The following is a 22,703-nucleotide window of genomic DNA, read 5'->3' as shown; positions in this document are numbered from 1 at the left end:
CCATTGCACTAGTGCAGCGTCAATGCCAAGAATTAGGATGTTTGTAGGGTGCTGTTAGCGAAGCGTAACGCACCGTCACGTTGAGCGTTGGACATTCAAGACAATCCGAATAGTAAGTCTTGACGCTGCACTAGTGTCACGACACACCTTAATCCGTGGGTTACGGCGGATTACTAGATTGCAGTGATGGCAGGAGTTTAATCCGCCTAACCCACCCTACAATAAAGTAAGTCACGACACACCTTAACCGGTGGGTTACGGCGGATTGCTAGATTACAGTAATGGCAGGAGTTTAATCCGCCTAACCCACCCTACAATAAAGTATCATTTTGGCTGTGTCACGACACTACAATCAAGCCTATTTTTAGCTGTGCCACTGCACTAGTCCAGGATACCCAACCCTAAGCCACCTCGTGGCCGACCGCCAGAATCATTGCTTTCACCTGTTCTAGATCTAGAGCACCATCGACCGTAACCTGATGTTGGCTCAAATCCGCCTCAATCATGGCAGCAGGGTCATTCGCTTTGATCGCATTGGTGATGGTTTTGACGCAGGCTTGGCAAACCATACTCGGCACATGAATTTGAATCAGCATCTGAACAATTGGGTTACTAAAATAGATAGGGTATTCCATTGTCCCAATTCTAAGCCGTCCTGCCAGGATTGTAACAAGGCGGAAGATCCTTGGAGATAGCCAAACCTCTCCTCTGCAAGGATTGCGATGGACTGTCGATCTCATCGTCTACAATATGTGCAGGTTGAGGTTCATGCATGGATAAACCGACAATCATTTGTGTTGATGATGAAATATTGGTGTTGTCAAGCTTGCGGGACTTGTTATACCAAGCGTTGGGTGATGACTATTGTATTGAAGTGGCGGAAAGTGGTGAAGAAGCGCTCGAACTGCTGACGGAGTTATTGCAGGATAAAGTTGAAATTCCGTTGATCATCAGTGACCAATTAATGCCGGGTCTCAAGGGGGATGCGCTGCTGGTTGAAACCCATCGTCAATCGCCCAAAACCTTGAATGTGATGCTGACGGGGCAGGTGAGTCCGGAGGCGATGGGTCGGGCGGTGAATCAAGCTAGTCTATATCAATACGTGGCTAAGCCGTGGAATGGCTCGGAACTGATTGAACTGGTGCGGACGGCGTTGCAAGATTATTTCCAGACTCAGAATCAGCAGGAGATTAACGTATCATTACAGGCGTTAAATGTCCAGCTTGAAAAAGAAGTGGATGTCCGAACATCAATGCTGCGCTACAATCTCGCCCTGAATCGATTGATGGCTCAGGCATCAACGCAGTTGTTGAAGGCGGCGGTGCAGAATTTGGATCAGGAGATTCAGGCTGTGTTGGAGCAGTTTGGAACGTTTATTCGGGTTGATCGGAGTTATTTGTTTCAGGCGTTGCCGAGTGGAGGGCAGGTGTCTTGTACCCATGAATGGTGTGCGCCGGGAATTACTGCCCATCAAGATGATTTGCAACGGGTTGAGTTGACGATGTTTCCGTGGGTGTTTGGGCAGATTTTTGCGGGGGAGACGGTGTATATCCCGGTGGTGGCTGACTGTTTGGAGGAGACTGAGGCGGCACGGGAGGTGTTGATCCAGCAGGGGATTCAGTCGTTGCTGTGTGTGCCGATTATGGTGCAGGGGGAATGTTTTGGGTTTGTGGGGTTTGATGCGGTGCGTCAGCAGCGTCAGTGGTCGGAGCAGGAGATTCAGGGGCTTCAGATCATGGGGGAATTGTTTGCGGGGGCGATTCAGCGACAGCGGACGGAGTTGGCGCTGCAAGAGAGTGAGGAGCGGTTTCGGAGTGCGTTTGATCATGCGGCGATTGGGATGGCGATCCTCAGTTTGGAGAATCGCTTTGTGAAGGTGAATGCGGTGTTTTGTAAGATGTTGGGCTATTCGGAGCGGGAGTTACGATCGCTGACGTTTCCGCAGATTACTCATCCGGATGATCTCAATGGGAATTTGGAGCAGCGGGAACGGTTGATGCGCGGCGAAGTCCAGAGTTATCAGCTTGAAAAGCGGTATCTGACGAAGCGACGGGCGGAGGTGTGGTGTTTGCTGAATGTGGCCCTGGTGCGCGATCGCTCCGATCGCCCCCTTTATTTTGTGACGCAGATTCAAGATATCCGCGATCGCAAATGGATGGAACAGGCCATCCAAGACCGAGAGCGACGCCTCCGCCGGATCACCGACACGATTCCTAGTGTGGTCTATGCCTATCATTTATTACCCAATGGTGAGCATTTTTTCTCCTTTGCCAGTCCTGAGACGGAGCATCTCCACGAAGTTTCGGCCCAAGCAATGTGTGATGATCCCAACACCATTTTTGATCTGATTGTGCCGGACGATCGCGATCACCTCAATGCCTCCATTGCCCACTCTGCGGCAACCCTAGAACCCTGGCAGTGTGAATATCGCATTCGCACCGCCAGCGGCCGATTGAAATGGATACAAGGCACGGCTAAACCAGCCCGACAACCGGATCACAGCATTATTTGGTATGGAGTTTTAACCGAAGTAACGACCCTCAAAGAAACTGAAGCGGCGCTGCAAGAAAGTGAATCCCGTCACCGGATGATGCTCGATGCGATTCCGGACTTGATGATTTTTATCGATGGGGATGGGGTGTATTTGGGTAAGTTTCGATCGCGCCATAGTCGAGACTTGATCCCGCGCGCCCAGGATCATCAATCAATGGGTAAAAATATCTTGGATCTGTTGCCGCCGGAGATCGCCCACCGCCAACTTGAGGCGGTTAAGGCGGCGATCGCCACTCAAACGGTACAAGTCTTTGAACAAGAACTCTGGTCCGAGGGTCAGCACATCTACGAAGAAGTCCGGATCATTCCCTATCACATCAACACGGCACTTTTGATCATTCGGAACATTAACGATCGCAAGGAAGCCGAACTCGCTCTCCAACACAGCGAAGCCAAAATGCGGGCGTTAATCAACGCGCTGCCGGATTTGTTGATCCGTATGCACCGGGACGGAACCCATCTAGAGATCCACAGTCCGACCACCTTTAACACTGTCGTGCCTCTGGCCGAGGCGATCGGCCGCAATATCCGGGATCTCTTACCGCCAGAAATGGCCGAACAACGGTTAGCCTTCTGTGAGCGTGCTCTAGAGACCGGGGAAATTCAGCATTATGAATTTCCGATCCAACTCCAGGGTCAAGAGGCGTGGGAAGAGGCGCGGATTGTCCCCCTCAATGCCGATGAAGTGCTGATCGTCGTGCGAGATCTGACCCAGCGATATCAAGTGGAAGCGGCCCTGCGCCACAGTGAAGCGACGACCCGCGCCCTGCTCCAGGCCATTCCTGATATTTTGATTCAGTTGGATCGAGACGGAAACCGCCTCAACTTTTTTGCCCGCGACAATTTTCCGGTCTATAACCCGAACAACATCACGATTGGGGGCAATATTCGGGATACGTTGCCGCCGGAGATTGCCCAAAGACGGCTTGACTGTATTGCAGCGGCTCTGGATACCGGGACGGTGCAGGTCGATGAATATACTCTGATCGTTGATAACGATTTGCGGTATCAAGAGGCGCGGTTTGTGCCGGTGTTGGAGAATCAAGTGCTGGTGATTGTGCGGGATGTGAGCGATCGCAAACGGTTTGAACTCGAACTGCAACAGGCCAAAGATGCCGCCGAAGCCGCCAGCATCGCCAAAAGTCGGTTTCTAGCCAACATGAGCCATGAACTCCGTACCCCCCTCAACGCGATTTTAGGCTTTGCCCAGGTGATGGAGCGTGACTTGACCCTGAGTCCACACCACCAAGACAATCTCCAGATTATTTTGCGCAGTGGTGATCATCTGCTGTCGTTGATTAATAACATTCTGGATCTGTCCAAAATTGAAGCGGGTCACCTGACGGTGAACCCTGTCCCCTTTGATTTAATCGACCTGGTGCAGGCGGTGTATGATTTGCTGCACCATGCCGCGATCGCCAAAGGACTCCAGCTTGATCTCAACCTTGATCCGCACATCCCGCGCTATGTCTACTCCGACTCTGTCAAATTGCGCCAAATCCTGATCAATCTCATCAGCAATGCGATTAAATTTACAGCCCACGGTTCTGTCAGACTACGGGTCATCCCCTGCACCACCGCAGTCCGACCCGATGATCTGTCGTTTTTGATCGAAGATACCGGCGTTGGCATCCATCCCCATGAACAATCAAAAATTTTTGAGGCCTTTGAACAAACCACGGCTGGGCAGAACGTCCCCAACGGAACCGGCCTGGGCTTAACCATCAGTATGCGGTTTGTGGAATTACTCGGTGGCCGTCTGATGCTCTGTAGCGAACCGGGGCAGGGCAGTACCTTTTGTGTGACATTACCAATGCCCGCCACCGATGCCATTCTCCCCACCGAACAGGCTGAGACGCGACGGGTGCAAGGGATCGCGACAGACGGTAGCCCTCCCCGTCTGCTGGTTGTGGATGCGGATGATCTCTGCCGTCGTTTTCTGGTGGAACTGCTTTCTAGCATCGGGTTTCAACCCCAAGCCGCCACCACCGCCCCTGATGCTCTGGCTCAATGGCAAACCCACCGCCCAGATTTGATCATGATCGATCTCGATGTGCCGGATGCGCTGACGATCATGCAACAGCTTCGCACTCAGGAAGCCGCGAACCCCACCGGGCAGCCGATGCCGATTATTGCCCTCACGGCCCATGCCTTTGAGCACGATCGCGAGGCTGCGATCGCCGCCGGCTGTGATGCGTTTCTCCCTAAACCCTGCACCGAAGCGGATCTACTCACGACGCTCGCCGCTCACCTGAATATCCTCTATACCTACGAATCCCCGGCCCCCAAACCGTTCCAAGATCCCCTCCCCACGCTTCACCCCAGCGATTTTGAGGGTCTTCCCCTGGCGTGGGTACAGAACCTCAACGAAATGGCAATGCTCTGCTACGACGTACAAGTGCATCAGTTGATCGCAGAGCTTTCCCCCGACCATGAGCCATTGCGCCAAATGTTGAGCCACCATGCCAATAATTTCGACATGGAGCCCATCATCAACGCCACACAACTCTATTTAGAGCAGTGGGGCGAGTCTTTGGATGAAGTCGAGTGAAAAAATCGGGATGACTGGATTCGAACCAGCGGCCCCTTCGTCCCGAACGAAGTGCGCTACCAAGCTGCGCCACATCCCGAAAATGAAGCTTTTCCACTATAGCACAGGGGTCTGGGTTTGGGACAAGGGGTGAATGTGGGGAATCCTTTGCGATCGCGCTCCCCCGGCCTCTACACTGTAAAGATATGTAACCAAGCTGAGATCAACCCATGGCGAGAGATTTACGGGGCTTTATTCAACAACTCGAAGACCGCGGCCAACTGCGCCGCATCACCGCCCCCGTTGACCCAGAACTCGAAATCGCAGAAATTGCCAACCGGATGCTCACCGTCGGCGGCCCCGGCTTACTCTTTGAAAATGTCAAAGGGGCAAAATTTCCCGTCGCGGTGAACCTGATGGGCACAGTGGAGCGGATTTGCTGGGCGATGAATCGGGAAACCCTCGCCGAACTCGAAGATCTGGGGCGAAAATTGGGGATGCTCCAACAGCCCAAACCCCCGAAAACCCTCGCCCAGGGGCTTGAGTTTGGCAAATTACTCTTTGATGTGGTCAAAGCGAAGCCGGGGCGCGACTTTTTCCCGCCCTGTCAGCAGGTGGTGATTGACGGTGACGATCTCGACCTCAATACCTTGCCGCTGATCCGTCCCTACAGCGGCGACGCGGGGAAAATTATCACCCTGGGCTTGGTGATTACCAAGGATGTGGAAACGGGAACGCCCAATGTGGGGGTCTATCGGTTGCAGTTGCAGTCCAACAAGACGATGACGGTGCATTGGCTCTCAGTGCGAGGCGGGGCGCGACACCTGCGCAAGGCGGCGGAGGCGGGGAAAAAATTAGAGGTTGCGATCGCCCTCGGTGTCGATCCCTTAATCATCATGGCCGCCGCCACCCCGATCCCGGTGGATCTCTCCGAATGGCTGTTTGCAGGACTCTACGGCAAAAGCGGGGTGACGCTGGCGAAATGTAAAACCGTTGATCTCGAAGTGCCCGCCGATTCAGAATTTGTCCTTGAAGGCACAATTACCCCCGGTGAAATGCTCCCCGATGGCCCCTTTGGCGACCACATGGGCTACTACGGCGGCGTGGAAGATTCGCCCCTAATCCGCTTCCACTGCATGACCCACCGCAAAGACCCGGTCTATCTCACCACCTTCAGCGGTCGCCCCCCGAAAGAAGAAGCGATGATGGCGATCGCCCTCAACCGCATCTATACCCCCATCCTCCGCCAACAAGTCTCGGAGATCACCGACTTCCTCCTCCCCATGGAAGCCCTCAGCTACAAAATGGCGATCATCTCCATTGACAAAGCCTATCCCGGCCAAGCCCGCCGCGCCGCCCTCGCCTTCTGGTCAGCCCTGCCCCAATTCACTTACACCAAATTTGTCGTCGTCGTCGATCAAGACATCAACATCCGCGACCCCCGGCAAGTAGTCTGGGCGATTAGCTCCAAAGTTGACCCCGTGCGCGATGTCTTCATCCTGCCCGATACCCCCTTCGACACCCTCGACTTCGCCAGCGAAAAAATCGGACTCGGCGGCCGCATGGGCATCGATGCCACCACAAAAATTCCCCCGGAAACCGACCACGATTGGGGCGAAGTCCTCGAATCCGACCCCGCCACCGCCGCCCAAGTGGATCAACGCTGGGCTGAATACGGCCTCGCCGATCTCAACCTCACGGAAGTAGACCCCAACCTCTTCGGCTACGAAGTGCGTTAAGTCCCTCGTTAGACTGGAGACAGACTTGAATCGACAACGGTGCAGGGGGGAGCATGGCTCTTGAATTACATAATGTGACGTGGACGGGTGTACGTCTTGTGCAGGTGGAAACACAACCCCACCATCTCGCTGGGGTTGTGTCGGTAATCTTGGCAAGCCTCAACCATTCAGATTGTGGTTGGGAGGATATTTACTCGGCTTTCTATGATTTCTCTGATGATGGAACAACCACATTTTATGAATCAGAACAGGCTGAGGCGGGTCAGCCTGGAATCTGGACGTATGTGGTCTATGACTGCGAGATTGGGGCTGAAGAGATTGTTCAAAACCTAGAAATTAATACCTTAGAGCCTGCCTTACAAGTCAGGAGTTTGGTGTTTGCTGGTATTAACCCACAGGAGGCGCAACAGTCAGAACCTCTAGAACCAGATATTCAACCTCATACTGACCAAAGCCTAGGGGATTCAAAAGTCCAAGCATCTGTACAAGAGTCAGTAGAATCTGATTTTTCTACCCACACAATTGATACCGCCACTCAATATGTTCTTCAGAAAAATGCTGAATTGTATCGCCGATTAGCATGATTCGTTATCTTACTTGTGATGATGTTGTGATGATCCATCATCGCATCTTGCAACAGTCAGGAGGACTGGGCGGATTGCGGGATTTTGGGATTTTAGAATCAGCGATCGCTCAACCTCAGATGACATTTGATGGTAACGATCTTTACCCTACTGTGATCGATAAAGCAGCTATCCTCGGATTTTCTATCATCATGAATCATCCCTTTGTAGATGGTAATAAAAGAACAGGACATGCTGCAATGGAAACGTTTTTAGTCATCCATGATTTGGAAATCACAGCATCCGTGAATGAACAGGAATCAATCATAGTAACACTCGCTGCCTCATCCCTAACTCGTGTTGTTTTTACACAGTGGCTCAAAACCCATGTTCACCCTCTTGGAACGCATTGAAATCGCACTTCAGCGGGTGGTGAGTTCGAGGAGGAGACGCTGGATCATGATTGCGTCTTGGGCGTTGGGGGTGAGGTGGAGGTATTGCTGGAGATCGTGGCGGGCGGCGGGCCAGTGCTGGAGTTCGTAGTGAAGCAGGCCGCGGGTGCGGTGTTCGAGGGGATGATCGGGGAAGAGGAGGAGGATGCGATCGCAGCAGGCAATGCCCTTCGTAAACTCCGATTGATTGAGGTAAATTTGCTTGAGATTATTCAACATTCGCGCCAAAAATAGTTTGGCGGTGACGGGTTCTAAAAAGTGGGTTTGGAGGGTAATCGGGCGTTGATAAATGCGGCTGAGCAGGGCTTCACAGTCTTGCTCAAATAGAATTTCGCCCTGATTAAATGCATCGACAAAAATTCCCACGGCTTCAAATTCTGGGCGGATGAGAAAATGACCCGGCATCCCGATTCCCACCATGGGAAAGTCAAGCCGCCGGGCAAGGTCAAGGTAGACGAGGGCAAGGGTGATGGGAATCCCAAGACGGCGAGTTAAGACATCGTTCAGGAAACTATTCCGGGGATCGTAATAGTGGTCGCTGTTGCCCCGAAAACCGTGCTCGGTGTAGAGCACATGGTTGATGCTTTGGATTACTTTGAGGGGGTAGGGGCTGGCGGGGAGATGCGATCGCACCGCCGCCGCCAAGGTTTCGAGGTGATCAAGACAGATCGCCGGGTCGAGGTTGGGGTATTCCTCTTGGGCGATCGCCAATGCCGCAGCGGTGAGATCGATCATCGCCTCCGGTTTTTGCACCAGAGTTTGAAACCATTGCCGGGCCGGAACAAGCACCATTGCGATCGCCCCTAGACTGTGGCTTTGTTCTTGCGGGCTTGCTCTTTTTCCTTTTGTTTGGCGCGTTTGGCGGCCCGTTTGGCGGTATCGGCTTCGGCTTGTTTTTGGGCTTCGATGCGGGCTTTTTCGTCGGCGACTTTGTCGAGATAGTAGTGATAATCACCGTTATAAACCACTAAATCCCCGTCCCGCACTTCGACGATTTTCGTGGCGACTTGGGAGATGAAATAGCGATCGTGGGAGACGATCAACACCGTGCCGTCGTAGTCATGGAGGGCGGATTCGAGCATTTCCTTGGCGGGAATGTCGAGGTGATTGGTGGGCTCATCGAGGATCAGCACATTCACCGGACAGAGCAGCATTTTCGCCAGAGCCAGGCGGGCTTTTTCGCCTCCACTCAGGGCCGCGACGGGTTTGTACACCGTTTCACCGCTGAAGAGGAAGCGGCCGAGCAGGGTGCGGACTTCTTCGTTTTTCCAGTCGGGAACTTCGTCGTGGATGGTATCGAGGACGCTTTTTTTGAGGTCGAGGGCTTCGGCTTGGTTTTGCTCGAAGTAACCGGGGATGATGTTGTGATCGCCAAACTCGGCGGAACCATCTTCGGGGGCTTCGAGGCCGACGATCATTCGGAGCAGGGTGGATTTACCGCAGCCATTGGGGCCGAGGAAGGCGATGCGATCGCCCCGTTCCACGAGCAAATTCGCCCCTAAAAAGAGCACCTTATCGCCGTAGGTGTGGGAAAGGTCTTCGATTTTCACCACTTCGCGGCCACTACGGGAGGCGGTGGGAAAGGTGAATTTGAGGCTGCGGAGGTTGGCGATCGGGGCCTCGATGCGATCGATTTTGCCCAGTTGCTTTTCGCGGCTTTTCGCTTGGGTGCTGCGGGTGGCGCTGGCGCGGAACCGCTCGACAAATTCCTGTTGTTTGGCGATTTCCTTTTGTTGGCGTTCGTAGGTGCTGAGTTGGGCGGCTTGGCTTTCGGCTTTTTGGGCGAGGTAGGCGGAATAGTTGCCGAGATAGGTGGTGGATACGCCGCGCTCGGTTTCGACGATCTGGGTGCAGAGGCGATCGAGGAATTCCCGGTCATGGGAGATCACCACCATCGGGGTTTTGAGGTCTTTTAAATAGCCTTCGAGCCATTCGATGGTTTCAAGATCTAAATGGTTGGTCGGCTCATCGAGGAGGAGGAGATCCGGGTCTTGGAGCATGATTTTAGCTAAGCTAAGGCGCATTTGCCAGCCGCCGCTGAAGGTGCAGACGAGGCGATCGCCATCTTCAGGATCAAACCCCATCTCCGGTAAAATCTTCTCAATTTCCGCGTCGAGAGCGTAGCCGTTCAGGGCTTCAAACCGCCGTTGGAGCTTGTCCATCTTGTGGAGCAGGGTGTCGAGGGTGTCGGGGTCAGCGCCTTCCATGGCGTGGGTGACCCGCATTAACTCTGCGTGGGTGGTGTTAGCATCGTGAAACACCGTCCAAAGCTCTTCGCGCACGGTTCGGGCTGGGTCAACGTCAAATTCTTGCGTTAAATACCCGATTCTCAAGTCAGCGGGGCGGATGATGTTACCGCTCGTGGGTTCGATGTGCCCCATAATAATTTGCATCTGGGTGGATTTGCCCGCGCCGTTAACGCCGACGAGGCCGATGCGATCGCTGTCTTTAACCTCCCACGTGACATCCTTAAGGACTTCTCCGGTCGGATAGATTTTACTGATATGTTCTAAGCGCAGCATTACACGTCCATCCCATGGCATCTCAATCCCTTGTACTTTACCAATGTTTACAAAAATCGCCAAACATCCCAAAACTTCAAGGCTCCGATTGCTCCCCGTTGACCCGCCGTTTGGTGCGGATCATGATATCGGTCTGAGCACCGTCGGTGTGGGTTGTGATGGGTTCAGGATTGGGGCGATTGGGTGGGGGTAACGATGAATCGGTTCACTGCTTGGTCTGTTAAAGTACAGCATTGGCCGCTCCGTCACAAAATGGCGGTGGGGTATGCGCTGGTGATGATTTTGGGAATTTTGGGGTCTGCTTTGGGGTTGGTGGTGGCGGACTATTACCAAGGCCAAGGCATTCAACAGTTGAGTGATGCGAATCGCCAAGCCCGGTTATTAACCCAATTGAATGGGGAAGTGGAGCGGGTGCGGTTGGCGGGGGTGTTGTTGGAGTCGCGTTTGGCGCAGCCAGAGCAACTGTTGGTGTTGCGATCGCGGATTCGGGAGGATGTGGAATCGGCCCAAATCACCGCCGCCAAGTTGATCGATTTTGTGGAGAGTGACCCCACCTGGCTCGCTGAAGACCCCGCGAAGCTGACCCTCTTTGCGAGGGACTATGCGACGGCGTTGAAGTTGTACGCCCAGACCTTGGATGAGCTTTTTCCTCGCGATCGGTATCGCCTCACCCCCGCCGAGCGCCGTGACATTGCCCAAGCCCTCGCGGCCCTGCAAACCAAACCCGAACTGCAAATCCTCACCGGGGTCACCTGGCAACTGGAGCAAACGGTTTTGGCGGCCCAAAATCAAGCGATCGCCGCCGAAATCGAACTCGAAAACGCCCAAGGGATTGAAAAAGGGCTGATTGTCTTGAGCAATCTGGTTGCTGCCACCCTCGCCACCGTGGGGATTTTTAGATTGACCCGGGCGGCGCTGTATCCGTTAGAATCCCTGACAAAAACCGCCAAAACGATTGCGATCGCCCACGACTACAGCCTCCGCGCCCCGATTCAAACCCACGACGAAATCGGCGTTCTCGCCAAATCCTTCAACCGCCTCATCGCCCAAATCGAACAACAGACCCAACAACTGATCGCTGCCAAAGACAACGCCGAAGCCGCCAACCGCGCCAAAAGTACCTTTGTCGCCACCATGAGCCACGAACTCCGCACCCCCCTCAATGCGATTAGCGGCTTCACCCAACTCCTCGTCCTCGAACTCGATGACCCCCAGCACCAAGACTATCTCGAAACCATTCAACGCAGCAGTGAGCATCTCCTGACCCTGATCAACGACATCCTCGACATTAGCCGCCTCGAAGCCGGAAAAATTGACATTGTGCAAGAACCCGTGGATCTCCCCCACCTCTGGAACACCCTAGAGGGGATGTTTCGGATGCGAACGGAGTCTAAGGGGTTGGCGTTTCAGGTGGCGATCGCCCCCGATGTGCCCACCACCATCAAGACCGACGGCAAACGGCTGCGGCAAGTCTTGATGAACCTCCTCAGTAACGCAATTAAATTCACCGAAACCGGCTCTATTCGCCTCACCGTCACCTATGACCCAAGGGCCGCTCAACTCTGCCTGACGGTCACGGATACCGGGGTCGGCATTGCCCCGGAAGAAATGCCGCTCTTGTTTAAACCCTTTAGCCAAACCCAATCGGGCCAAGCCTTGCAACAGGGCACAGGGTTAGGATTGATGCTGTGTAAACAATTTATTGAACTTCTCCAAGGGTCGATTGCGATCGCCAGTCAGTTAAACCAAGGCACAACCGTGATCATCCAATTACCCGCGATCGCCCCAGTTCACACCCTGACCACCGCCCCACTCCCCCAGGAGCAGCCCACCGCCGCCCCCGCCGCCGCCTTGAGCTTTGAGGACATGCAATCCTTTCCCACGGATTGGCTCCTCAATGCACGCCAACAAGCCACCTCTGCTGACTTTCAAGCCCTTGAGCATTTACTGAAAGTTGCGTTAACGGACCATACATTATCAGACCAACAGAAACGTATGATTGGACTAATGCAACAATGGGTTATAGATTATCGTTTTGATCTCATTACCGAGCTTCTCACCCCGCTAGAGGTTCAGCCGGAAGCCTCGTCAGAACACGATACGATTTAATTTCATCCATCGAAATTGTCAGTATGGACCAAGGCATGGGCAACCCACAATCCCCCCAAAAAAATATCATCATCGTTGACGATACACCGGCTAACCTCCGGCTCCTCTCTGCCATGCTGGGAGAACAGGGCTATCGGGTGCGCAGTGTGACCAATGGGGCGATGGCCATTAACGCGGCCCAAGCTAAGCCGCCGGATTTGATTTTGCTGGACATCAATATGCCGAAAATGAACGGCTATGAAGTCTGCCGCCGCCTCAAGGAATCGGAGTTGACCGCTGAGATTCCGGTGATTTTTCTGAGTGCGTTGGATGATGTGCAAGATAAGATTACGGCGTTTCATGCGGGCGGGGTGGACTATGTGACAAAGCCCTTTCATTTTGAAGAGGTGCTGGTGCGGGTGCGGAATCAATTGGCACTGCGCCAAGCTCAGGAAGATGTGGCCCAAAAGTCGATCGCGCTGGAATCGTTTAGCTATGCGCTGCGGGCCCTGCACCGTCTGAATACGACGGATTATGAGTCATTTCCGGGACGCTTTCGCGATTATCTTCAGACGGGCTGTGAGTTGTTGGGGACTCAATGGGGTGGGATTACCAAGATCCAGGCGAATTACTATAGTCTGGTGGCGGCGATTCCGGAGTTATCGAGTGAGGACTCGCCGTGGCACGCGATTGCCTTTCCCACGGATCTAGACAAAACCTATTGTCATCAGGTGATCACCCAGCGGCAGACGGTGATGTATTCCGATGCAGCGGCGTTGCCGGAGACGGAGCCGCCCATTGGGTCGCCGTGGCGATTTCATGCGTATCTGGGCACGCCGATTTGGGCGGGGGATGCGATCTATGGGACGTTGTATTTTGCGGATGGGGAGTCACGATCGCAGCCCTTTGCCATCCATGAGGTGGAGATTATCGAGTTGATGGCCCAGAGCTTGGGACGGGCGATCGCGGACTATCAAAGTAGTGAAAGCCGCCGCCGGGCAGAATTAGCCTTTCGCCTCGAAAAACAAAAATCCGAAAAACTCCTCCTCAATATCCTGCCGCAAAAGATCGCCCGCCGCCTCAAACAAGCCCAAACCTCCCTCGCTGAAGAATTTCCCGCTGCTACGGTGCTCATGATGCGGGTGGTGGGGGTGAATGACTGGTCACAGGATCTCAAACCCGCACAAATTGTGCAGGTGCTCCATGATGTGTTTACCCTCTGCGATCGCACCCTCGAACAGTTTGGCCTCGAAGCGATCAAGGCGGTGGGGACGGTGTGTTTGGTGGTGGGGGGGGTTCCCGTCGCCCGCGAAGATCACCTAGAGGCGATCGCCGATGTGGCCCTGGCCCTCCAAGGTGCTCTGGCTCAATTCACCGTTCCGGACGAGCTGGCCGCCTTACCTGTGCCGCTACAGATCCGGATGGGGATGCAGACTGGCAATGTGATGGCAGGGGTGATCGGCACCAAACGCCATGACTATGATTTCTGGGGGGAAGCCGTGGATGATGCGATGGCCCTCGAAACCCAGTGCCCCACCAATCAGATTCATGTGTCGGCGCGGGTGTATGAACAACTCCGCGATCGCTACCAATTCGCCCCCGGCGAGTCGGACAAGAGCGATCGCGCCGCTCTCACCTACTATCTCCTCGGCAAACAGGGAATTTAAGCGCGATCGCCCCCGCAAATCTTGCCCACTGCTGTCCGTTAAACGTTGTCAAATTGTTCAGGATTCCACCGCATATACTTGAACAATACCGAAACAGAGCCAGAATCTAACCGGTGATCTCTCCCGTTGCGATCGCGTGCCTCCCTCTGCTGCTCTGGCATATCTCCCTAGGGGAAAAGGACATTCTATGGAAACCGATGAACGGAATTGGGGCAATTTAATTTTTGACTTCAAAGCATCTGTGATTCCGGCCATTATCGGCAAAGTCTTGATCGCGATATCCGTCGCCGCGATCGTCACCATCGCCTTCTACTTGAAGATTCCGGTGGGGAAAGAAGCGCTTTCAAGCATCATCCCCGAATTGGTGTTGGGCTTGCTCCTCGTCTTTCGCACCGACACCGCCTACAGCCGTTTTTGGGAAGGCAGCCAAATCATCAGCGATATTATCGATTTAAGCCGGGGTCTCGCCCGCCAAATTTCCGTCAATATTGATGCAGAAACTGACACCGAAGCTGCCACAAAACTAGCCCAGATCCGCCTCGTAGGGATGTATCTCGCAGCGGTGAAACAGCACGTCCGCTATGAAGGCCCCAACGCAGAAATGCAGCCCTATTTGAGCGAATCTCAGTTTGCCGAATTGGAAAAGACCCACCACATGCCGAACAAAATTGCCCAATGGTTATCGGATTATTTTCGGGAGGTGCATCGGGCAGGCAAAATTTCGGACATCATGCTGGTGGAGTTGAATCGTATTTTGGATCAACTCACCCTCAGTATGGGGTCCTGTGAGCGGATTTTAACCACACCCTTGCCGCGAGCCTATGCGATTCACCTCAAGCATTTGCTGTTGATTTATTGTTTTATCTTGCCGTTTAAGTTGGTGGGTGAGTTGCAGTGGGGAACCCCGATCGCGGTGGGGGTGATTGCCTTTGCGCTGTTGGGTATTGAGGAAATCGGCCTCGAAATCGAAAACCCCTTTGGCTACGATCCCAACGATTTACCCCTCGATCAACAATGCAAAGAACTGCGCACGGACATTGAAGCGATGGTGGAATTGCCGGTTGCGCCGCCGGTGGTTCCGTCGCAGTGGGTGGAGCCGGAACTCAGTTGACATCCGCCCCGGCGTGATGAAACTTAAGGAAATAATCCGGTAATTCCGTCATGCGAGCATCTTGCTCGCTAGAGGTTTAGAGCCTTTTTTAATTACCGGATTAAATCGTTAACCTCCATTAGGCCGGGGAGTGTCAATCAGCTTCGAGGGCAGCGATCGCAGTCTTGATCAGGCTATAAAAATGGGCCTTGGTCACATCGACCGTCGTAGCGGTGTCCCGACTTTCACCCAGTAAGCCCGTGCGCTGTCCCCGTTGCACGGCGAGGACTTGGCCCTGGTCATTTTTGATCCGTAGCTCGTTTTCTGCATTGGCGAGACTGCATTGATAGGGGCGGTTTTTATAGGTGAAGTGGGCGGCTTTTTTGCGGGGCGTGGGGGGGGGCGGGGCGGCCAGCGTGGGCGGTGGGGCGGTGGGATGGGTGGCGGTGGCTGGGGTGGCGCGGAGGCCGGCGAGTTGCAATTGGAGGGTGGTGTTGCCCTGCCAGTGGTTTTCTTCGACGGTGTAGGCCACGTCGAGGGGACTGGGGAGGGGGAAATAATCGCCCCAACGCCAGGCGATCGCGTCTAAAACCGTTTCACCCTGGGCTAGCTTGAGCTTGAGATGATTACCTTTGAGGACACGCTGATCGGCGATCGCCACCGCCGACGACCAAAAGACCGGCGCATTAACCCCCATGCCCCAAGGCTGCAAGCTCTCAATTTGCTGATAAAGCGCGGCGGTAATGTCGCTCAATTGTGCCTCAACATCGACGAAGACGCAGGGTTTGAGGTGTTCGGGTTCAAGGTGTTGGTGGGCAAATTCGCTGAGGCGGCGTTGGAAGGTGGGGAACTGGTCGAGGCTAACACTAAAACCCCCGGCAGCTTGGTGGCCGCCATGTTTCAGGAGGCAATCGTCACAAAAATCGAGGGCTTGGGCGACGTGAAATTCCGGGATACTGCGGGCCGAGCCGCGAATCATCGTCGGGTTTTCTTGGGTGCAGATGAAGACGGGCACGCCGTAGCGTTCCACGAGACGCGAGGCGACGATGCCAATCACGCCATGGTGCCAATCGGGTTTATAGACGACGAGGACGCGATCGCGCCGCCAGGGGAGTTCTTGGGTTTCCACCAGTGCGACGGCTTCCTGTTCGATCTGTTCACAGAGTTGGCGGCGGCGGCGGTTGGTGGTTTCGCATTCGGTGGCCTGGGTGAGGGCGATTTCCGGATCATCGGTGGTGAGTAATTCGATCACATGGGCGGGGTCGCCAATCCGCCCCACGGCATTAATCCGCGGCCCGAGGCGAAAGCCGATCGCATCCGGTCGCATCGGTTTGCGCTTTTCGTCCATCTGTGCCAACTGCATTAGAGCTTGTAAACCCGCTAGGGATGATTGCGGCAGGGTTTTTAAGCCCCGTTTCACCCAGCGTCGATTCACGCCGGTGAGGGCGGCCAAGTCTGCGATCGTCCCCAAGGTGCAAAGATCCAACAGCGTCACCGTTAGCCCGCCCAATTGCCCCAAGGCCTGCCCCGTTGCCACCGCCAACACATAGGCCACCCCCACCCCGGCCAGGGTGCGATAGGGGGAGGTTTCCGGCAAGAGTTTCGGGTTTAAAATCGCGTCGGCGGGGGGGAGTTTCGGGGGTAAATCGTGGTGATCGGTGACGATGACGCTAATGCCGAGATCCACGGCGCGGTGAATCGGGTCATAGGCAGCGATGCCATTATCTACGGTCAAGATCACCCCCACGCCCGCATTGGCGCAGTCTTCAACGATGCGCTCGTTGATGCCGTAGCCCTCCTGCATCCGGCTCGGAATCGCGTAGGTGACTTCTGCTCCCCAATGGCGCAGGGCGCGGATCAAGAGGGCGGTGCTGGTCATGCCGTCGGCATCGTAGTCGCCACAAATTACAATCGGGTCGTGGTCGGCGATCGCCCCTTGCAAAATCGCCACACTTTTCGCCAAATCCGGAAATTCATCCACCGGAGCCGGCAGGGTCGTCAATTCCGGATCAACGTGCTGCTGTGCTTCCTCTGGGGTCGTAATGCCCCGATTCAGCAACACCTGCACCAAGAGCGGCGAGAGGCCCGTCGCCGCCACTAAAGCGGGAATGCGATCGGGCTGGGACGGGGCAAGCTGCCAACGCTGGTCAGGAAGTTGAGTCATGGTTTCGGCGGTGTCCGCGCTTGGTGCAGGTTAAAACGAATTATGCCCATGATATCGGTCAGACTGGCTCACTCTGCCGGAGAATGTCCCGTTGGCTTAAAAGACTCTGAAGTTTGAGAATTGGGCGCAGATTGGTAGCGATCGCACAGGGTACACACCACTTTGGCAAACGCCTCAATTTTGCGCCCTCATCCCCCAGCCCCTTCTCCCAAAATAGGGAGAAGGGGAGCCAGATTCAAAGTCTCTCTCCCAAGACGGGAGAGGGATTTAGGGTGAGGGCTTTCTGCACTGGGATGTTCCCGATCGCACAACATCCCCTCAGTCCCGCTGCTACAGTGTCTTACTGACATCTTGCCTCATCGTTAAACATGACCGAACCCCCTACCATGGGACAGTCTTCCACCTGCACCCGTGCTGTGATTCCTAGCTTGGAAGCGGTCAAGGGTTCCCCCATCTTCCAGAGAGTGCCATGAACGAATTGCATCACAACATCAACCGGGTTTCCTTTTTTCGGGAAGCCGCCCCCTACATTCACTCCCATCGCGGCAAAACCTTCGTCGTTGCCTTTGCCGGGGAAGTGATTGCTAGTCCGAAATTTCCCCAAATCATGCAGGATTTGGCGATCATCTCCAGCCTAGGGGCGCGGCTGATCCTCGTCCACGGCACTCGCCCCCAAATTGACGAACGCCTCCACAAAAACGACACCCCGATCCAGATTCACAACGGCATCCGCGTCACGGATCTACCCACCCTCCTCGCCGCCCAAGAAGCGATCGGGTTTTTGCGAATTCGGATTGAAAATCAACTCACCCATATTCTCAATCAACCTTCGATATCGAGTAACGGCCTCGGCATCATCTCCGGGAATTTTATCACCGCCCGACCGATGGGCATTCATGGCGGCGTGGACTATCGATTTACCGGCATCATTCGCCGCATCAATCATGACTTAATCCAGCAACAGCTAGATGCGAATAATATCGTGCTGCTCTCGCCCATTGGCTATTCTCCCACCGGCGAAGCCTACAACCTCCGCTATGAACATGTGGCGATCGTGGCGGCCAAAGCCCTCACCGCTGATAAATTAATTTTCCTCAGTTATCAACCCTTCAATATGCCACGCAAGCTCACCCTCGATGAAGCCCAAACCTATTCCCATGAATTTATGTTGCCTGCCCTCGAAGCCCTCGATGATGGGGTGGATCGGGTACATTTAATTGATGCGGAAATGGATGGGGCGTTGTTGCTAGAAATGTACACCCGTGACGGGGTGGGCACGATGATTTCTGAGGATAAGTTTGAACAGTTGCGATCGGCCAATGTTGAAGATATTAGTAGTATTTTAAATCTGATTCGTCCGTTGGAAAATAAAGGCACATTGGTGAAGCGATCGCGGGAACATTTAGAAATGGAAATTCATAATTTTCATGTGATCACCCGTGATGAACAAGTGATCGCCTGTGCTGCGTTGTACAACACCGATGATGATCACGTGGGGGAGTTAGCCTGTTTTGTGGTGCATCCTCAATATCGAGGCTCGCAACGGGGCGATAAATTGCTCGACCATATCACCCAACTTGCTCACCAACAGGGCAAAACTAAACTGGTGGCCCTCACCACCCAAACCACCGATTGGTTTCGTGAACGGGGCTTTAGTAAGGGTAAAATCGAAGACCTTCCCCCGAATAAAAAATCCCTATATAACTATCAGCGCAATTCTCAAGTTCTATTCAAACAAATCACTGTCTAATCTAGGGCTTGTGATATATAGCAATCCTATTTGATTCATGAACAGGCAAGGGGCTTAAGCCCCTTGTTGATGAGGAGATCAGATCTCCGATTGATTTAGGATCGTTATAGCAGATTGCGAACGTATGAGAACGCCACTTCCCCCTTTTCAAGGGGGATTGAGGGGGATCTTTGTACCTCAAGTTCATGAAAACCGCTATAAATTCAAATGCAGATAAGGGGCTTAATCGCCTTGTTCTGCGGTTACCACTTGATCAGGATTGGTTTCAAATTCAATGGCTTCATACAGATCCGCTAACGCAATTTCAACGGAGAGCGATCGCACCTTCAGCACCGACTCTAACCCCTGATGCTCAATGAATAACCATTCATGCTCACCTTGCTTGATAAATTGCTCGACGTAGGGTTGATCTTGGGCAATCAAAAAATATTCTTGAACCGTGGCAATGGTGCGATAGGCGGCAAATTTATCGGCGCGATCGTAGGCTGCCGTTGAGGGTGACAACACCTCCGCTAACACAATCGGATTAACCACCGTATCTTTTCGCCCTGGCTTTAGCTCCGCTGGGCGTGGTGTCACCATCACATCGGGATAGGTGTAGCTATCCCGCTCCGGAATCCAAAGCCGCTGATCCGTCACAAAAATGCAGTAGGGCTGTTGGCGTAAAGTCATTTTCAACAGAAAAACGCAATTGGCGTTGATTTCGTTATGGTTCGGGGTTCCACCGGTCATGGGGAGTACTTCTCCATTGTGATACTCATTGCGGGTTTCCGATTTTACTTCTAGGGCGAGATATTCCTCAGCCGTGTAGGTTTTAACCGCAGCCATGGCGACAACCATTCTGTACCTCCAGTTGTTGATTCACTGTGCTTCAATCACTCCTCTTCCCACTGTGGCAAATTCTGCCACAATTGGGGGCCGCTCCCCGGCCCCAGCGGGATGGGTTAGGGAGTGGGGACGTTGACCCAAGCGCGGCGGCGGTGGGACTCGTGGGTGAGATCCATCAAGAGTTGAGAATAGACCCCTTCGGCGAGGGAGGGGGCGGCGGGTTGACCTTGTTCGATGCAGTGTACCCAGTGATCCACGACGCGGATGAAGGGGGCGAGGCGGCCATCGCTGAAGGATTGGGGGAAGGCGAGACGTTTGGGGATTTCTTGTTCGGTGAGGGGTTGGCCCGCTGGTGCGCCCCAGAGTTTGAAGCCGTGGACGTAGTCTTTGAGGTTGTCGCTACCGAGGACGAGGGTGCCGCGATCGCCGTACACTTCCAGCCAATGGCCGCGCCCGTTGTAGGTGACGGAACTGAGGGAAAGCTGAACGGGTGTCCCGTCGGCCAGTTCGAGCAAGATTAGCCCAGTATCATCAGCATCGACGGGCTTGAGTTGGTTGCCGTCTTTGGGATCGGGGCGTTCCGGGATGGCGCAACTGAGATGACCACAGAGCGATCGCACCGGCCCAAACAACCAATGAATATAGTCAAAGGCATGGGAGCCGATCGCCCCCAACGCGCCGCCGCCTTGATCCTGCCGTGCATACCAATTCCAGGGCCGACTCGGATCAGCCCGACTCACCACCAGCCAATCAATCTTAATCAGTCGGGGCTGACCGACAAACCCATCCTGGAGCAGTTCCGCCAACCGTTGCCAGGCCGGAACACAGCGAAATTCAAAATCCGCCACGGCAATCACACCCCGCTCCTGGGCAAGGTGGTGCAGTTCCTGGCATTCGGCCACGTTCATCGTCATCGGCTTTTCCAGGAGGATATGTTTCCCCGCCAGAATCGCCTGTTTCGCCATCTCGTAATGTAAGAACGGCGGCGTGGAAATCGTCACCGCGTCCAGTTCCGGCAAACTCAGCAGCTTATCGAGGTGATGAAAGGCGTGGGGAACGTGGTGCTGATCTGCGATGGCTTTCGCTTTGCCGAGTTCGGGGTTCCAGACTGCGATCGCTTGCGTTTGGGGATGGTGCTGCAACCCCGGTAGATGAATTTTTTGACCAAAGCCCGTTCCTAGAACACCAACATTCAGCATGATTCCTCCCAATGGACGCGCAGTCTCAACAGCACTGAAGCTTCAGCAATCACGTTATCATGGTTAAAAACATTTAAGTTTTGTAAATATAGCTATCGGTTGCGAGGTTGAGACAGGACGGGCGAACCAGTCCATCCCCCACAGTTACGATTGTTCAATCCTTTGAGGGATCAGCGTCCGGCCTAAACCCCAAACCGTAGGGCTATTTCCTGTCAACCCGTTGTAAGTTGGGTGATTCGTTTTGAGCCGATCCACCAGCCCCACCCTTGAAACCCGATGGCACGCCCTCAGCCCCCTGTGGCAGGGTAACTCCCAGATTATTAAAACCGGACTCCCCCATGAGCAACTTGCCCCCGCTTGGCAAATCCTGATGCTCGGCGATGGCTCACCAACCCGCCATCTAACGCTGCTCACCCGCGAAGTGATTGAAGTGGATGTGATCGACATGGCCCCGATTGGGATGGCTCAGGATGACGCACCCGCTCAGATTGAGGTGGTTCCAGGGCCACGGCTGCGCCGTCAGGTGTGGCTGCGCACGGCATCGGGGCAACGGTTAGCCTATGCGGTGTCCTGGTGGGATGCGAGCCAGGTGGATGACTATTTGCAGAATCGCGCCTTGCCGATTTGGGATAATTTATCTCAACTGCACAGCGAACTCTATCGGGATATTCAAGGGATTTACTACGGCGATTCGGCGGCGTTGGCGGCGGAATTTCAAGAGACGGGGCCGTTTTGGGGGCGGCATTATCTGTTTTGGCACAGTGGTCAGCCCTTGACGCTGATTTATGAGGTGTTTTCGCCCTATTTGCAGCGGTATTTAGGGGCGATGGGCGGCGGGGACTGGTTGCGATCGCACCCCTCCAGCCGATAAACTACAAGATCGTGACTCAACGCCCACAGGAGTAACTATGGCAAAGCGTGTACAAGTTGTTCTCAATCAAGATGTTAAAAAACTCGGCACTAATGGTGACGTTGTTGAAGTAGCCCCCGGTTATGCCCGGAACTACCTCATTCCCCAAGGGTTCGCCATTCCCGCCTCCCCTGGCATTCTCAAAATGGTGGCCCAACGCCGCGAAAAAGAACGGTTACGGTTAATCGAAGTCAAAAACCAAGCCGAAGCGCGGAAAACCGCATTGGCGACGGTGGGCCGGTTACGGATTTACAAGCAAGCCGGTGAAGGCAACGCCATTTTCGGAACCGTCACGAGCCAAGATGTGGCGGATGTGATTCTCGAAAAAGCGGGTCAAGAAATTGATAAGCGCAATCTCACCCTGCCGGAAATCAATCAACTGGGAACTTATCAAGTGGAAGTCAAGCTGCATGCCGAAGTGACCGCGATGGTGGAAATCGAAGTGGCTCCACAATAGGCGATCGCTGTTTTCAACGTGAGGCGCTGAGTCTAAATGTTCGAGTTGCCGGGGAGTTATCTTAAATGTGCAAAGAAGACTCCCACTATAAAGCGAGTCCGAGTAGAGTTACCGAAGGTAACGGCGGACGTGCCTTTTAGTGGCGAGATGAATTTGCACCAACAAACAAATCGAGCGACAGCGAGTCCTTT

General features: G+C 54.1%; 16 protein-coding genes and 1 tRNA gene. 10 read left to right on the top strand and 7 right to left on the bottom strand.

Going from position 1 to position 22,703, the window contains the following annotated elements:
• Positions 1-401: 401 nt before the first annotated feature.
• Positions 402-596, bottom strand: a complete 195-nt coding sequence (locus PN477_RS11845; RefSeq protein ID WP_272116515.1) for a heavy-metal-associated domain-containing protein — start codon at positions 594-596, stop codon at positions 402-404.
• Between the two features lie 176 nt (positions 597-772).
• Between PN477_RS11845 and PN477_RS11840 the strand changes: the two genes are divergently transcribed.
• Positions 773-5,104 carry a PAS domain S-box protein gene (locus tag PN477_RS11840; RefSeq protein ID WP_272116513.1) on the top strand — a complete coding sequence of 1,444 codons (4,332 nt, stop codon included), beginning with the start codon at positions 773-775 and terminating at the stop codon, positions 5,102-5,104.
• Positions 5,105-5,109: 5 nt separating this feature from the next.
• Here the strand turns inward: PN477_RS11840 and PN477_RS11835 are convergent.
• Positions 5,110-5,183, bottom strand: a tRNA-Pro gene (locus PN477_RS11835).
• 130 nt (positions 5,184-5,313) lie between these two features.
• On the opposite strand from PN477_RS11835, the gene PN477_RS11830 reads away from it, so the two are divergent.
• Genes PN477_RS11830 through PN477_RS11820 form a run of 3 tightly spaced genes read left to right on the top strand, consistent with a single transcriptional unit; the run spans position 5,314 to position 7,798 of the window.
• Positions 5,314-6,822 (top strand): UbiD family decarboxylase, encoded by a 1,509-nt coding sequence (locus PN477_RS11830; RefSeq protein ID WP_272116511.1) that lies wholly within the window; start codon positions 5,314-5,316, stop codon positions 6,820-6,822.
• A 53-nt stretch (positions 6,823-6,875) separates the two neighbouring features.
• The gene (locus PN477_RS11825) at positions 6,876-7,406 is read left to right on the top strand and encodes a hypothetical protein (RefSeq protein WP_272116509.1); all 531 of its coding nucleotides are present in this window, start codon (positions 6,876-6,878) and stop codon (positions 7,404-7,406) included.
• On the top strand, positions 7,403-7,798 hold the full coding sequence (locus tag PN477_RS11820; RefSeq protein ID WP_272116507.1) for a type II toxin-antitoxin system death-on-curing family toxin: 396 nt from the start codon (positions 7,403-7,405) through the stop codon (positions 7,796-7,798). Before PN477_RS11825 ends, PN477_RS11820 begins: the two co-directional genes overlap by 4 nt.
• Positions 7,799-7,807: 9 nt before the next feature.
• Here the strand turns inward: PN477_RS11820 and PN477_RS11815 are convergent, their stop codons facing one another.
• Positions 7,808-8,629 (bottom strand): SirB1 family protein, encoded by an 822-nt coding sequence (locus PN477_RS11815; RefSeq protein WP_272116505.1) that lies wholly within the window; start codon positions 8,627-8,629, stop codon positions 7,808-7,810.
• An 11-nt stretch (positions 8,630-8,640) separates the two neighbouring features.
• The gene (locus PN477_RS11810) at positions 8,641-10,359 is read right to left on the bottom strand and encodes an ATP-binding cassette domain-containing protein (protein ID WP_272116503.1); all 1,719 of its coding nucleotides are present in this window, start codon (positions 10,357-10,359) and stop codon (positions 8,641-8,643) included.
• 195 nt (positions 10,360-10,554) lie between these two features.
• Here PN477_RS11810 and PN477_RS11805 point away from each other — a divergent pair, with 195 nt between their 5' ends.
• From PN477_RS11805 to PN477_RS11795, 3 genes are all read left to right on the top strand, one after another.
• On the top strand, positions 10,555-12,468 hold the full coding sequence (locus PN477_RS11805; protein WP_272116501.1) for a sensor histidine kinase: 1,914 nt from the start codon (positions 10,555-10,557) through the stop codon (positions 12,466-12,468).
• A 35-nt stretch (positions 12,469-12,503) separates the two neighbouring features.
• Positions 12,504-14,114 carry a response regulator gene (locus tag PN477_RS11800; protein WP_272116499.1) on the top strand — a complete coding sequence of 537 codons (1,611 nt, stop codon included), beginning with the start codon at positions 12,504-12,506 and terminating at the stop codon, positions 14,112-14,114.
• Between the two features lie 187 nt (positions 14,115-14,301).
• Positions 14,302-15,225, top strand: a complete 924-nt coding sequence (locus PN477_RS11795; protein ID WP_272116497.1) for a bestrophin family protein — start codon at positions 14,302-14,304, stop codon at positions 15,223-15,225.
• A gap of 133 nt (positions 15,226-15,358) precedes the next feature.
• On the opposite strand, the gene recJ is transcribed toward PN477_RS11795, so the two are convergent.
• Positions 15,359-17,368 (bottom strand): single-stranded-DNA-specific exonuclease RecJ, encoded by a 2,010-nt coding sequence (gene recJ / locus PN477_RS11790; RefSeq protein WP_272147302.1) that lies wholly within the window; start codon positions 17,366-17,368, stop codon positions 15,359-15,361.
• 469 nt (positions 17,369-17,837) lie between these two features.
• Between recJ and argA the strand changes: the two genes are divergently transcribed.
• On the top strand, positions 17,838-19,118 hold the full coding sequence (argA, locus tag PN477_RS11785; RefSeq protein WP_272116493.1) for an amino-acid N-acetyltransferase: 1,281 nt from the start codon (positions 17,838-17,840) through the stop codon (positions 19,116-19,118).
• Between the two features lie 222 nt (positions 19,119-19,340).
• On the opposite strand, the gene PN477_RS11780 is transcribed toward argA, so the two are convergent.
• Together PN477_RS11780 and PN477_RS11775 are read right to left on the bottom strand one after the other, a co-directional pair.
• Entirely contained in the window at positions 19,341-19,958 is a 618-nt protein-coding gene (locus PN477_RS11780) for a Uma2 family endonuclease (protein ID WP_272147301.1), read from the bottom strand.
• A 104-nt stretch (positions 19,959-20,062) separates the two neighbouring features.
• Entirely contained in the window at positions 20,063-21,145 is a 1,083-nt protein-coding gene (locus PN477_RS11775) for a Gfo/Idh/MocA family protein (RefSeq protein ID WP_272116488.1), read from the bottom strand.
• Between the two features lie 241 nt (positions 21,146-21,386).
• Here PN477_RS11775 and PN477_RS11770 point away from each other — a divergent pair, with 241 nt between their 5' ends.
• Entirely contained in the window at positions 21,387-22,016 is a 630-nt protein-coding gene (locus PN477_RS11770) for a chorismate lyase (protein ID WP_272116486.1), read from the top strand.
• 37 nt (positions 22,017-22,053) lie between these two features.
• Positions 22,054-22,512: a 50S ribosomal protein L9 gene (gene rplI, locus PN477_RS11765; RefSeq protein WP_072620715.1), complete on the top strand. Its 459-nt coding sequence runs from the start codon at positions 22,054-22,056 to the stop codon at positions 22,510-22,512.
• Positions 22,513-22,703 lie beyond the last annotated feature (191 nt).

This window comes from Spirulina subsalsa CS-330 (assembly GCF_028330765.1).
Lineage (GTDB): Bacteria > Cyanobacteriota > Cyanobacteriia > Cyanobacteriales > Spirulinaceae > Spirulina > Spirulina subsalsa_A.
This window is presented reverse-complemented; position numbering and strand designations above follow the sequence as displayed.

Coding starts and splice junctions, on each gene's coding strand:
- PN477_RS11820 (WP_272116507.1), top strand. CDS start 7,403: ATGATTCGTTATCTTACTTGTGATGATGTTGTGATGATCCATCATCGC.
- rplI (WP_072620715.1), top strand. CDS start 22,054: ATGGCAAAGCGTGTACAAGTTGTTCTCAATCAAGATGTTAAAAAACTC.
- PN477_RS11775 (WP_272116488.1), bottom strand. CDS start 21,145: ATGCTGAATGTTGGTGTTCTAGGAACGGGCTTTGGTCAAAAAATTCAT.
- PN477_RS11795 (WP_272116497.1), top strand. CDS start 14,302: ATGGAAACCGATGAACGGAATTGGGGCAATTTAATTTTTGACTTCAAA.
- recJ (WP_272147302.1), bottom strand. CDS start 17,368: ATGACTCAACTTCCTGACCAGCGTTGGCAGCTTGCCCCGTCCCAGCCC.
- PN477_RS11825 (WP_272116509.1), top strand. CDS start 6,876: ATGGCTCTTGAATTACATAATGTGACGTGGACGGGTGTACGTCTTGTG.
- PN477_RS11840 (WP_272116513.1), top strand. CDS start 773: ATGGATAAACCGACAATCATTTGTGTTGATGATGAAATATTGGTGTTG.
- argA (WP_272116493.1), top strand. CDS start 17,838: ATGAACGAATTGCATCACAACATCAACCGGGTTTCCTTTTTTCGGGAA.
- PN477_RS11845 (WP_272116515.1), bottom strand. CDS start 596: ATGCTGATTCAAATTCATGTGCCGAGTATGGTTTGCCAAGCCTGCGTC.
- PN477_RS11780 (WP_272147301.1), bottom strand. CDS start 19,958: ATGGTTGTCGCCATGGCTGCGGTTAAAACCTACACGGCTGAGGAATAT.
- PN477_RS11805 (WP_272116501.1), top strand. CDS start 10,555: ATGAATCGGTTCACTGCTTGGTCTGTTAAAGTACAGCATTGGCCGCTC.
- PN477_RS11815 (WP_272116505.1), bottom strand. CDS start 8,629: ATGGTGCTTGTTCCGGCCCGGCAATGGTTTCAAACTCTGGTGCAAAAA.
- PN477_RS11830 (WP_272116511.1), top strand. CDS start 5,314: ATGGCGAGAGATTTACGGGGCTTTATTCAACAACTCGAAGACCGCGGC.
- PN477_RS11800 (WP_272116499.1), top strand. CDS start 12,504: ATGGGCAACCCACAATCCCCCCAAAAAAATATCATCATCGTTGACGAT.
- PN477_RS11810 (WP_272116503.1), bottom strand. CDS start 10,359: ATGCTGCGCTTAGAACATATCAGTAAAATCTATCCGACCGGAGAAGTC.